This window comes from Acetobacterium fimetarium (assembly GCF_014284475.1).
In the GTDB taxonomy this organism is placed as follows: domain Bacteria; phylum Bacillota; class Clostridia; order Eubacteriales; family Eubacteriaceae; genus Acetobacterium; species Acetobacterium fimetarium.
This window is the reverse complement of sequence record NZ_WJBC01000013.1, coordinates 54,825-66,764: the sequence shown is the minus strand read 5'-3', so window position 1 is coordinate 66,764 and position 11,940 is coordinate 54,825. Positions and strand designations below refer to the sequence as shown.

13 protein-coding genes are annotated in these 11,940 nt (G+C 42.3%); 1 reads left to right on the top strand and 12 read right to left on the bottom strand.

What is annotated here, in order from left to right; genetic code table 11:
• Window positions 1–31 precede the first annotated feature (31 nt).
• From ilvN to GH808_RS09885, 10 genes are all read right to left on the bottom strand, one after another.
• Complete coding sequence (gene ilvN, locus GH808_RS09930) at window positions 32–529, bottom strand: acetolactate synthase small subunit (RefSeq protein ID WP_186842627.1); 498 nt, start codon at window positions 527–529, stop codon at window positions 32–34.
• A 10-nt stretch (window positions 530–539) separates the two neighbouring features.
• A complete protein-coding gene (ilvB, locus tag GH808_RS09925; protein ID WP_186842626.1) occupies window positions 540–2,177 on the bottom strand; it encodes a biosynthetic-type acetolactate synthase large subunit in 1,638 nt (545 codons plus the stop codon).
• Window positions 2,178–2,347: 170 nt separating this feature from the next.
• Window positions 2,348–3,523, bottom strand: a complete 1,176-nt coding sequence (locus tag GH808_RS09920) for a DUF362 domain-containing protein (protein WP_186842625.1) — start codon at window positions 3,521–3,523, stop codon at window positions 2,348–2,350.
• Window positions 3,513–4,352 carry a CvfB family protein gene (locus GH808_RS09915; protein ID WP_186842624.1) on the bottom strand — a complete coding sequence of 280 codons (840 nt, stop codon included), beginning with the start codon at window positions 4,350–4,352 and terminating at the stop codon, window positions 3,513–3,515. Before GH808_RS09915 ends, GH808_RS09920 begins: the two co-directional genes overlap by 11 nt.
• 77 nt (window positions 4,353–4,429) lie before the next feature.
• Window positions 4,430–4,876, bottom strand: coding sequence for a hypothetical protein (locus GH808_RS09910; RefSeq protein WP_186842623.1), 447 nt, complete (start codon window positions 4,874–4,876; stop codon window positions 4,430–4,432).
• A complete protein-coding gene (coaD, locus tag GH808_RS09905) occupies window positions 4,873–5,370 on the bottom strand; it encodes a pantetheine-phosphate adenylyltransferase (protein WP_186842622.1) in 498 nt (165 codons plus the stop codon). The genes GH808_RS09910 and coaD overlap by 4 nt, the downstream gene beginning before the upstream one ends.
• Window positions 5,333–5,929 carry a 16S rRNA (guanine(966)-N(2))-methyltransferase RsmD gene (gene rsmD, locus GH808_RS09900; protein WP_186842621.1) on the bottom strand — a complete coding sequence of 199 codons (597 nt, stop codon included), beginning with the start codon at window positions 5,927–5,929 and terminating at the stop codon, window positions 5,333–5,335. The genes coaD and rsmD overlap by 38 nt, the downstream gene beginning before the upstream one ends.
• A gap of 8 nt (window positions 5,930–5,937) precedes the next feature.
• Window positions 5,938–7,977, bottom strand: coding sequence for an ATP-dependent DNA helicase RecG (recG, locus tag GH808_RS09895; protein ID WP_186842620.1), 2,040 nt, complete (start codon window positions 7,975–7,977; stop codon window positions 5,938–5,940).
• A 35-nt stretch (window positions 7,978–8,012) separates the two neighbouring features.
• Window positions 8,013–9,626, bottom strand: a complete 1,614-nt coding sequence (locus tag GH808_RS09890; RefSeq protein WP_186842619.1) for a DAK2 domain-containing protein — start codon at window positions 9,624–9,626, stop codon at window positions 8,013–8,015.
• A 12-nt stretch (window positions 9,627–9,638) separates the two neighbouring features.
• A complete protein-coding gene (locus GH808_RS09885) occupies window positions 9,639–9,983 on the bottom strand; it encodes an Asp23/Gls24 family envelope stress response protein (RefSeq protein WP_186842618.1) in 345 nt (114 codons plus the stop codon).
• A gap of 141 nt (window positions 9,984–10,124) precedes the next feature.
• Here GH808_RS09885 and rpmB point away from each other — a divergent pair, with 141 nt between their 5' ends.
• A complete protein-coding gene (gene rpmB, locus GH808_RS09880; RefSeq protein ID WP_186842617.1) occupies window positions 10,125–10,313 on the top strand; it encodes a 50S ribosomal protein L28 in 189 nt (62 codons plus the stop codon).
• Window positions 10,314–10,385: 72 nt separating this feature from the next.
• Here the strand turns inward: rpmB and GH808_RS09875 are convergent, their stop codons facing one another.
• Both GH808_RS09875 and rsgA read right to left on the bottom strand, forming a co-directional pair.
• Window positions 10,386–11,021: a thiamine diphosphokinase gene (locus GH808_RS09875; protein ID WP_186842616.1), complete on the bottom strand. Its 636-nt coding sequence runs from the start codon at window positions 11,019–11,021 to the stop codon at window positions 10,386–10,388.
• Entirely contained in the window at window positions 11,018–11,908 is an 891-nt protein-coding gene (gene rsgA / locus GH808_RS09870) for a ribosome small subunit-dependent GTPase A (protein ID WP_207722302.1), read from the bottom strand. Before rsgA ends, GH808_RS09875 begins: the two co-directional genes overlap by 4 nt.
• Between the last annotated feature and the right edge of the window lie 32 nt (window positions 11,909–11,940).

Genomic DNA, 11,940 nt, shown 5'->3' with positions numbered 1-11,940 from the left:
GACCGTTACACGGCCGTTTGCATAAAATCTGTTAGAATGATAGCACTTTGGCGCCACGTTGCAAACCGGTATCCCCTGACCGGATGAATTCCAGAATACCGTAGGGTTCAACCATATTGAAAAAGGCATCAATTTTGTCCCGGGTTCCTGTTATTTCCACAATCAGGCTTTCTCTGGCCACATCCACGATGTTGCCTCTGAACATATTTGAGATTTCAACGATCTGGTTTCTATTGGTATCATCCGCTTTTACTTTTATGAATACCAGCTCACGGGTAATGGATTCCTCTGGTTTCAATTCGATTACCGTAATCACATCAATGAGTTTGTTTAATTGTTTTTTAATCTGCGTTAAGATTTGTTCATCACCGGTAACAGTGATGGTGATCCGTGAGAATTTTGCATTTTCGGTCGTGCCAACCGTCAGGCTGTCAATATTATATCCACGTCTTGCAAATAGTCCCGAAATACGGCTAAGCACTCCAAAATTATTTTCAACCAGCAATGACAAACAAGTTTTTTTCTCCATATCAATCTCCTTATATTCTAATGAAATCCGGATGTACCTGACATTGAATCAGTACCGGCCCCTGGTGTTTAATCGCTTCCGGCAATACCTTGTTAAAATCTTCATTTTTATCGACCTTGTAGCCTTTAATGCCATAAGCCTCTGCCAACTTCATAAAATCAATATCAAAATTAAGATCCGTTCCGCTGTAATGCCCTTTTCCGAAAACATCGCACTGCAGTTGTCTAACCATTCCCAGTTTGGTATTGGTGATTAAAATAATCTTGACATTCAGCTGATGTTCTGCGATGACGCCCAATTCTCCCATGCTCATCTGAAAGCTTCCATCTCCACAAACAGCAAAAACCTGTTTGGGATGATCGAGCGTCGCAAAGCATACCCCGCAGGCAGCAGGAATGCTGTATCCCATTGTCCCCAGTCCGCCGGAAGTGAAAAATTTTCGTTCCCTGATGATCCGGTAATACAACGCTGACCAAATCTGATTCAGTCCAACGTCTGCAACCAGCGTGGAATCATCCGATGTCATTTCCGACATCGATCTGAACATCACCTTGGGATTGATCATTTCGCTGCAGGGTGGATCGGCATCGTAAACCAGTGGATGCTCCTGCTTTATTTTTTTAATTTCGTCGAGCCATTTGCTGTGATCCCCTGATGTGTCTTTAGCCAGTAATTCATTCAGAACGGTTTTTGCATCTCCGACGATGGGAATTGTCGTTTCCATGTTCTTCCCGATTTCTGCCGGATCGATGTCAATATGAATAAAATCGGTATTCTCTTCAAAACTTGTCAGTTTCGAGGTACCCCGATCTGACATCCGGGCACCGATATTGATAATCAGATCGGCATCGTTCATGACAAAATTTGAAAATTCAAACCCGTGACTCCCGACTATTCCACTATATAATGGATGATCTTCCGGGAAAGCACCGATCCCCATGAGGGATGTAATGACAGGCATATCATTTTTTTCTGCAAATGTCATCAGTTCCTTTTCAGCGTGGCCCAATAAAACCCCGCCACCGGCATAGATCACCGGTTTTTTGGCTTCTTTTATTTTTTTGATGGCTCTTTTTACTTGTCCGCTATGTCCATTTAAATTTGGTTTGTATCCCAGGATATCGACCTTGTCATAAGTCAATCCCGTTTTTAGATTTTCTAATTGAACATCTCTGGGAATATCGATCAGCACGGGGCCCGGACGTCCGGTAGAAGCGATATAAAATGCTTCTCTGATGATTCGGGGAATATCCGCTGCGTCTTTTACTAAATAACTGTGTTTTGTGAATGGAGCAGTTGCTCCCGTAATGTCGGCTTCCTGAAATGCATCAGTACCAATCAAATCACGGTTGACCTGTCCGGTAATGGCTACAATCGGGATGGAATCAAGATAAGCAGTTGCAATACCAGTAACCAGATTGGTGGCTCCGGGACCGGAAGTTGCCATACAGACTCCTACTCGTCCTGATTCCCGGGCATATCCGCTTGCATAATGCGGACCAGCCTGTTCGTTTCTCACTAAAATATGTTTAATCGGAGATGTTCTCAATGCTTCATAAAGAGGCAGCAGTGCACCTCCTGGATAACCAAACACAAACTCAACATTTTCTCTTTCGAGACATTTTAAAATTAACTTTGATGCTAACAATGAAATCACTCCTTTTTTAAGTATTAACAATTATCTTATAAAATTGGATGTGACTTGTCAATATATTTTTTTTGTTAAAACTTCTTCTTTTTGTCCGTCAACATGCTTGTTTTTTTTATTTCTTCAGCAAATATTTATCATCACTAAAAAAACAGATCCGACCAGACGTTTCATTTTTTATAGAGCATTAATTTCCCCAATGCTGGCGTCTTGACGGAAATTGCGCCAGCTGGGCACATTTCCTGACAGCAGTAACAGCGAATGCAGCGATTGTAAAAATAAAGGGGATACTTCCTGCGCTTTCGTTGGACCATTTTTATTGCCTTTTTTTCCAACGGACAGCTTTGCTCACAAATCCCACAACCGATACATTTTTCCTTATCAACGACTGGTTTCTGGATCAGCAGATCTTTTATTTGAGCAAAAAAAGCAAATTTGGACGTAACATCATCATCCGCATCGGGCATCCGGACCACTTCAAAGTTGGGATTGAAAAAAGTTTCCCAGGGATCACCCAGCAGCTCAATCCTGTCTTCGGAAGCATTACCCAGTCCCATTTCTTCACCGTTTACAATCGTCGGCACCAAATTCGGATCCAGGTCGATCATTCTGGCAAAGGTCGCATCAAGCGCGACCGGATCATCCGATACCAACAGAACCTTCATCGGCAGTGGATTTCCCGATGCCGGTCCGTTTCCCTCCATCGCAACGATACCGTCCATCACAAAAAGACGCAGTTTGGGATTAAGGTATCGGTTCAAATCCACCAGCATTTTCGAAAAACTGTCCGCATCGGGATAGCGTGCATGGGACATGCTCTTATTCAAACCGTAAACACAGCCCAATTGGTTCTTTACCGCGCCGGTGATCCTGGTCAGTCCATGTGTTTTCATTTTGGAAAGACTAATGATCCCGTCACTTGCCAAAACACCTTCGGCAATTTCGAAGCGTTTTGTCACCGCTCCCAATAAATAATCCACCGTTTCGCCATGACTGAACTCGTCTAAAGGCAGCTCATATTTTTTTGCAACTTCCCAAAGTCCGCTGTCTTTGGCGACATTTGATGGCGAACCAAAACCCGGAGAATCTCCGTAAGACAGTCTTTTGACGCCCTGTTCCGTTACTATTCGTACCATCGCTTCAAACACGGAAGGATGGGTTGTAATTCCCGCTTCCGGGTTTTTGCCACGCAGCAAATTGGGTTTGATTAAGATTCTCTCATCTTTGTCTATAAATTTTTCAATTCCACCTAACAGACCAATGGCAGTTTTTAATTTTTCATAAACAAGTCCCGTGTCATAGGATTCACATCCCATGACAACGACTTGAGATTTCTTATCTTCCATTTTTTTCAATACCCCGTTCCGTTAACCGGATTTTCTTTTCTTTCAGCAATTTGCCAACAGCTCGCTTGAATGAGCTTTTGCTCATATTCAGTTCTTTTTTGATGATGATTGCATCGGTTTTATCGTTGAAGGGCAAAACGCCTTTGCTTTCATTGAGTTTTGTTAAAATCGTCAACGCATCTTTGGGAATTTCTTTATATGCTTTCTTGTTGGGACTTAAGACGAGTTTTCCGTCATTTCTGACTTCCGATATTCTGGCATGAACCTTTTCGCCGCAGTGAATGTCCGTGTTGGTATCTTTCATCAGAATCAATCCGTGATAAAGATTCTCAATCGCCACAAATGCTCCAATTTCCGGGTTGATTTGATAGACATAGCCTTCTACCCATTCGCCGATTTTATGCGTAGACCCGACCTTTAAGAGCGGATATATCTTCATCGTCGCACAAAGACGGTCACTTTTGTCAGTATATAGATTCACGAGATATTCTCTGCCCTTATGAACCTTAAGTGTCTGTTCATTGTAGGGCAGCAACAGATCCTTCTCCAGACCCCAATCCAAAAATGCTCCCACCTTCGTGATATCCACGACTTTCAATGCGGCAAACTCACCTAACTGAATTTTGGGGCGACGCGTCGTTGAAATCAAACGATCACTTGAATCACGATAGACAAAAACCTCGATCTCATCATTTACCCGGGCATCCTTCGACACTTCTTTTCCTGGCAGCAGTACGGCGTTTTTGGCATCATGTCCGTCATATAAATATGCCCCTATGGCTGTCAGCCGTTCTATTTTCAGTGTTTGTACTTTACCAACTTCAATCATTTATATTAACCTCGTTTATTTTAGTAGATAAGAGTAAAAGAGGGCGTGTTCATCACACAACCCCCGTCTCTTTCCCTTTATTTCATGTTTTTTAATTCTCTGCGATTTTGCTCAATTTTCTCATTCATTTCCTTGAGTTGCAGTTGAAAACTGTACAGCAGTTTATCGGTATAATTCTGTGTTCCTGTTTTCAGGGCTTTCGCACTGGCATTGGCATTTCGCATTATTTCATTGGCCTGCGCGGTTGCCGTTTTTGTAACCTCATTCGTATCAATCAATTCTTTAAGGCGTTTTTCCGCCTCCGCTTTCATGTGCTCGGCTTCACTTTGGGCGGTGGAAATTATTTTTTTTCTTTCAGCAACAATTTTTTTTGCTTCCGTCAATTCTTCAGGCAGTGAATCCCGAATTTCGTCAATGATCTCGATAATTTCTTCCGGATCAATCAAAGCTTTGCTTGAAAAAGGAACGGCATTTCCTTTTTCCACAATTTCTTCTAATTCCGCTAATAAGTCGATAACCCTCATCTTATATATCCTTCCTCATATTTCTTTTGCATCGCTCTTTCAACATTTTTAGGGAGGAACTCTGTGACATCCCCTTGAAATTTAACAAGTTCCTTAACTAAAGTCGAGCTTAAATAAGAATGTTTATTGCTTGATATCATAAACATTGTTTCAATATCATTATCAAGATGCTTATTTGTTAATGCCATTTGAAACTCGTATTCAAAATCCAGAAAGGCCCGAAGCCCCTTGACAATAATATTGGTATTTCTTAACTTCACATAATCGATGAGGAGTCCGTCATAAGAATCAACTTCGACATTTTTCATTTCAGCGATACAATCATTAATTAGCTGTTCCCGTTCATCACGGGTAAAAAGGTATTCCTTGCTGCTGTTAACCATGACACAAACAATCACTTTATCAAATATTTTAGCTGCTCTCTCGATCATATCAAGATGGCCTTTTGTTATGGGATCAAAGCTCCCGGGGTAAACTGCAATTTTCTCGCTCATAATTCTCCCTAGTATAATAACTAACTGTCGTGATACCATAATTTTTTGATTTGTAACACGTTATATTCTTTTTTACTACTGGCATTATAACAGATTTTTCTGATTCTATCACTAATTTTCCATTTTCCGAAAGAATTTCTTTTTCCGCAATCATTTCAATCAGCCCGATTGTTTCCGCGCCTTTGGCATATGGTGGATCCATGAAGATGATGTCAGCTTTTATTTTATTTTGATATAACCACTCCAGACCTTTTTCGGCTGATAAATTGAATACTTTCGCACTGGCTTCGTAACCGGTCAGAGCCAGGTTTTTTTTTACAATCCCGATGCTGTCAGCCGACAGATCAAAAAAACAGGCCATTTCAACGCCACGGCTGATGGCTTCAATTCCCATTGCCCCGGTCCCGGCAAAAAGATCCACAAATACTTTGGCTGCCCTCACGTCATTCTGCAGACTGTTGAAAATTGCCCCTTTTACTTTGTCCGTTGTTGGCCGGATCCGGTCGCCCGAGATACTGATCAGTTTTTTTCCACGCTTTTCCCCTGCTATTACACGCATTTTTCCTCCTATGTAAATGAAACTTCTTCAATATCCCGATAAAATGATTGCAGCACTTCGTCTCGAAAATTCATCATCTCTTTTTCGTTTGACTGGAAAATTGCTTCCGCAATTATTTTAGTCCGATTGATCAATGCAAGCTCTTCCATGGGATTAAGCAGGCCCAATTTAGGCAGCCCGTGCTGTTTGAATCCGAAATAATCGCCTGGCCCCCTGAGCCGGAAATCTTCATCGGCGATTGTTTTACCGCTGCTGTTATTAACAATGACTTTCATTCGAGCCAACGTCTCTTTGCTTTTTGAATTTGTGACTAGGAAACAATAAGACTGATGTTTTCCACGGCCGACACGACCGCGTAGCTGATGAAGCTGCGAAAGACCAAAGCGTTCAGCACTCAGTATCACCATCGCACTCACGTTTGGCACATCAATTCCTACTTCAATGATACTGGTGGCCACCAGACAATCAATTTCGCCGCGATTGAACGCCGTGATGACAGATTCCTTCTCATCGTTTTTGAGACGCCCATGCAGACAGCCCAGCCGATATATCCGGTTCATTTTTTCCTGCAGCTGATCATAGACGGTCTCGGTGTCTCTCACTTCCTCCATTTCCTCCGAGGCTTCGATAAAAGGACAAATAACAAAGGCCTGCCGGCCTTTCTGCATTTCCTTTTCCAGGAAACCAACAATTTTATGAAATGAAGCTTCATCATAACAATAGGTCTTGATGGGTTTTCGGCCTTTGGGCAATTCATCAATATAGGAAACATTCAGATCGCCATATAGAATCAGCGATAAGGTTCGCGGAATCGGCGTCGCGCTCATCACCATGGTATGGGGCTGATTTCCTTTTAATGACAGACGGCTCCGTTGTTTCACGCCAAAGCGATGCTGCTCATCAGTGATCACCAAACCAAGATTATAATAGTCCACTGCTTCCTGAATCAGGGCATGGGTGCCAATGACAATTGATACCTCGCCGTTTGCTACCCGCTCAAGAATTTCTTTTTTTTCCTTCGCTTTGATACTCCCGGTCACCACTTCAACGCTGATGCCGGTCCCGTCCAGCAATTCCTTAAAGCTTCGTCCATGCTGCTGCGCCAATATCTCGGTGGGCGCCATATAGGCTGTTTGATAGCCATTTTGTGCCATTAAACATGCAGCAATAATGGCAATCACGGTTTTTCCGGAACCTACGTCTCCCTGAACCAGACGATTCATCACCTGACCACTTTTAATATCTGCGATCATATCATCGATTACGGATAGCTGGCTCTTTGTTAATTCATACGGCAGCCGGTTCATCACTGGGTTTATTCCATCAAAGGCGGTAATGACAATATCCGAATATTTTTTATCAAAGGAATTTGACATGATTCCCATATTAATTTTAAGTGCTTCAGTGAATTTCAGTCGCTCGATTCCCCTTAGCACTTCCTCTGGCGATTTGGGCAAATGAATGACTTTTAATGCCGATTTGATACTCAGCAGATGCTCTGATTTTCTGATCGACTCCGGTAGGTGATCCTTTATTTTCAGGTCATCATCAAAAATCTGCAGCACCATCTTCTGAATGGCATTATTCGGGATTCCGGCAATATGTGAATATACCGGTGTCAGCTCAAAGAAATTTCCGGGATTATCTGCCGACACAAACTGTGGATTGATTATCTTCGTCGCGCTGCCGGTAATTTTAATTTTTCCATAAAAAAAGTATTCCTGGTCTTCCTCTAAGGCCTTTTTTATATAAGGCTGGTTAAAAAACACCGCTGATATTTTTTTATCTTCCCACAATAGCGGCAATGTAAAAATGGTCAGATTTCCGCGAATACGCTGAACCCGTCCGCGGCTTGCTACCCGCGCCCGGATGGATATTTCCGCTTCTTCCGAGATACTGTCCGGGCATCCCAGAACACTGCGATCAATGTATTTTCTGGGATAGAAACTCAACAGATCGCCAACCGTTTCTAATCCCCGGTTCTTCAGGGCTTCTTTTCTTTTGGGTCCAACACCTTTTATGTTGGTGAGTGAATCTTCCCAATTCATGGCAATGTCCTCATTTCATTGAGCAAATATCCCGGCTATTCCACCGATACAATGTAATAATAAAGCGGCTGGCCCCCCTCATGAATTTCGACATCACAGTCTTCGAAAACTTCGGAGATTTCGTTTGCTAAAACGTTCGCCTCATCCTCTGAAACATCCTTTCCATAATAAATCGAAATGAGTTCGCTGTCTTCATCGACCATCGCATTCAATAAATCTTCGGTCACTTTTTGGATGCTTTTGCCGGTAAACTTGATTTCCCCGCCGGTAATACCAATGACATCCGACTTTTTGATTTTCAATCCATTAATTTTTGTATCCCTGACCGCATAAGTTACTTCTCCGGTGGCCACATTTGCAATTGCCGCCGTCATCGCTTGATCATTCTCATCCGGCTGCGCTTCCGGAGAAAAAGCCAGCATCGAAGCGATGCACTGGGGAATCGTCTTTGATGGAATCACATGAACGCGTTTATCTGATATTTCGCTGGCTTGTTTGGCCGCCATAATAATATTGCTGTTATTGGGGAAAATAAAAATCGTTTCTGCATTTAATTGATCCACTTCATTTAAAAAATCCTGTGTGCTCGGATTCATCGTCTGCCCGCCAGAAATGACCCGCGTAACACCGAGATCTTTAAAAAGTTTTGTTAATCCTTCACCCGGTGAAACTGCGATAAAGCCGTACGGGATCGGCGGTTCTTCTTTTTTCGTCTCTTTTCCCTCAAACTGTTCCCGCATATTGTCAATTTTCAACCTGGTTAAACTGCCCAAACTGACTGCGCGTTCCAGTGCCAGACCCGGATGGTCGGTGTGCAGATGGACCTTGATGATGGCGTCGTCCTTAATCACCAGGACACAATCTCCCAGCGTGTTGAAGTATTCTCTCAATTCAACGTCATCCACTGCGGAAGCGTTTTTTATAATGAACTCCGTACAATAGCCAAAGGTGATGTCTTCCGGTTTCATGTACGAATCATCGACGAATTTATCCCCGCTGCTCAAGTGGATTTCCATCTCCCCGCCGAGTTCTTCGTTCATCAAGGCTTTCAAGGCACCTTCGACAATGCAAATAAGGCCCTGGCCACCGGCATCCACCACCCCGGCTTCTTTTAAAACCGGCAGCATTTCCGGCGTTTTTTGCAGTGTCGCTTTCCCCTGCTTAATCACATCAGACAGATAGGCTTCAAGCTCATCATACTCATTTATTTTTGCCATCGCAAACTCAGCCATCTCCCGGGCAACAGTGAGAATTGTACCTTCCGTCGGTTTCATGACTGCCTTGTAAGCCACATCGGATGCCAACTTAATGGCATTCCCCAGCAGTTCGATATCAAGATAATCCTGACCTTTGCAGCCTTCAGCAAAGCCACGCAGTAACTGGGATAAAATAACACCTGAATTCCCGCGTGCTCCAATAAGTGCCCCCGATGATGCGGTTTTCGCAACGCTGTATACATTCAGTATTTCTATTTTATCAAATTCTGAGACTGAATGGGTGAATGTCAATGACATATTCGTTCCGGTGTCTCCGTCAGGAACTGGAAAAACGTTCAGTTCATCCACAATTTTTTTGTTGATTTCCAAATTCCTGGCACCATACCGGAACATTTTTATAAGCATCTCACCATCAATTGTCTGAGTTTTCATTCTGTCCTCCATTTACACACGCACGCTTACGACATTTACGTTGATTCGTTTCACCTTCAAGGATGTTTGTTTTTCAACCTGGTATTTAACATTGGAAATGATATTTTCCGCAACGACTGATATTTTTATGGCATATTCGAAAATAACATAAAGATCAATGATCAAACGATCGTCTTCGATTTTTACGCCGACGCCCTTGTTTGCCTGCTCCCCTGAAAGAATTTCGATCAAACCATCCTTTCCGCGTTTGTGAGCCATTCCAACCAAACCATAGCACTCCATTGCTGCATTTCCGGCAATGTCTGCGATGGCTTTTCGTGTAATATCAATATATCCTAAATCACTATTTATTTTCATCGATTTTACTCCTTCTGTTTTTTTCTCATTCTATTTTACATAATTATATCCATTAAGTCAAAAATTCTATTGCTTTATTTTTATTTTTCATGATATAATACATTTTGTTTTATAAAAGGTAAGCGTAAGGGAGGTTATGTCATGGCTAAAGAATGTTTTGTATGTAAAAAGACCGTTGTTTCAGGCAACCAGGTTAGTCATTCAAATAAACACAATAAACGAGTTTGGAAACCCAATTTGCAAAGAGTTAAAGTTGTAGTTGAAGGTACTCCACAACGCGTCAGTGTTTGCACACGTTGTTTAAGATCCGGAAAAGTCGAAAGAGCGTAGTCTCCTTCCTTTTCGGGGAAATAGCGAAAGAGTCTTTTTACAAGGCTCTTTTTTCTTTTTTCCATAAATACTTCAGTCCTCAGAAATAATAACCAGAAGCATCCCCTTTGCAAAAGAAATCTTCTGTTCCTGTTGGGTCACGACGTTGCTGATCCCATAAGGATTTTTCATCGTCATCCGCCCGTTGACAATCGGGTATTCAAAACCGCTGATGTTAATCTCTTCCACATCGCCGCCGATTGGCAATAAAGAAATCACCGTGCCAATCGAAAATTCAAAGGTTTCATTCTCATTGATTAACAGAATCAGGTTCTTTTCGTTAACAATTTTTCCTTTTATGCCGGCTTCCAGAAAGCGTGTCAATAAAAATATATTTCCCAGACTATGATCCAACCGCGATCCCAATGCGCCCAAAATCGTGACTTCCGATGCCCCCAAGGCAATTGCATGAGTGATGGCGAGTTCCGTATCCGTTTCGTCTTTTCTGACCGGATGACGTTCACATTTCACATTGCGATAAAATTCCGTTGTTTCTTCGGTTATTGAATCCATATCACCTAAAATAATATCCGGCACAATATTGAGCTCTTTCGCAACATTTGCTCCACCGTCGGCACAAATAATATACGGCTGATCGAATTTTTTCAGATAGTCATCATAGAATGCCAGGCTTCGGTATTCTCCATTTGAAAAAATAATCACTTTCATCTGATTTGTTCCTTTTTTATTTCCTCAAGCATGCTCAGATAGTGTTCATACCGGACGGCACTGATGTTGCCGTTGTTCACGGCTTCTTTTACACAACATGATGGTTCGTCCTTATGCAGGCAGCTTTTGAACCGGCATTCACCTCTCGGGAACTCCGGAAAATACTCTCTCAGCTCATCCATTTTGATCATTTCCGATATTTTGTATGATGAAAAGCCCGGTGTATCAAGCAAAAATCCCCCGTTTTTCGTCTCCAGCAGTTCAACATGACGGGTCGTGTGCTTTCCTCTTTTTAATTTCATGCTGAGCGCGCCGGTTTCCATGGTCTGATCTGCACACAGGTAGTTCGCCATCGTTGACTTTCCAACGCCCGATGGCCCGGCCATAAAAGCGGTTTTACCGCCTATCTTGCGGGTGATTTCATCCATTGTCGGATAATCATCATTGCTGAAAAAAAACAGCTTATACGGGGTTTTTCCGTATATTTCTCTTAATGCCGCTTCCTCTTTTTCACTGACTAAATCTCTTTTGGTAAAGCAGATAACCGGTTCCACATTTTGGATTTCCGAACTGATCAGCAGCATATCCAAGAGCAACAAATTGGGTTTTGGATTTTTCATTGAAAAAACAATGAGGCCAATGTCAACATTGGCCACAGGAGGTCTTACAAAAATATTTTTTCTCGGGAGAATGGCTTCGATCATCCATTCTCCCGGATTATCCGATTGAATCATTACTTCATCGCCAACAGTTGGAATGATTTTTTGATGCCTTAATACACCTCTGGCTTTGCATTCCAAAGTTTCATCAGCGCTCTGAGTTTTTACATAATAGAATCCGCCGATTCCTTTTATTATTTTTCCAATCTTTTTTTTGTCTGATATCAAATATCACATCTCCTTGTTTTAAGAATCATTAG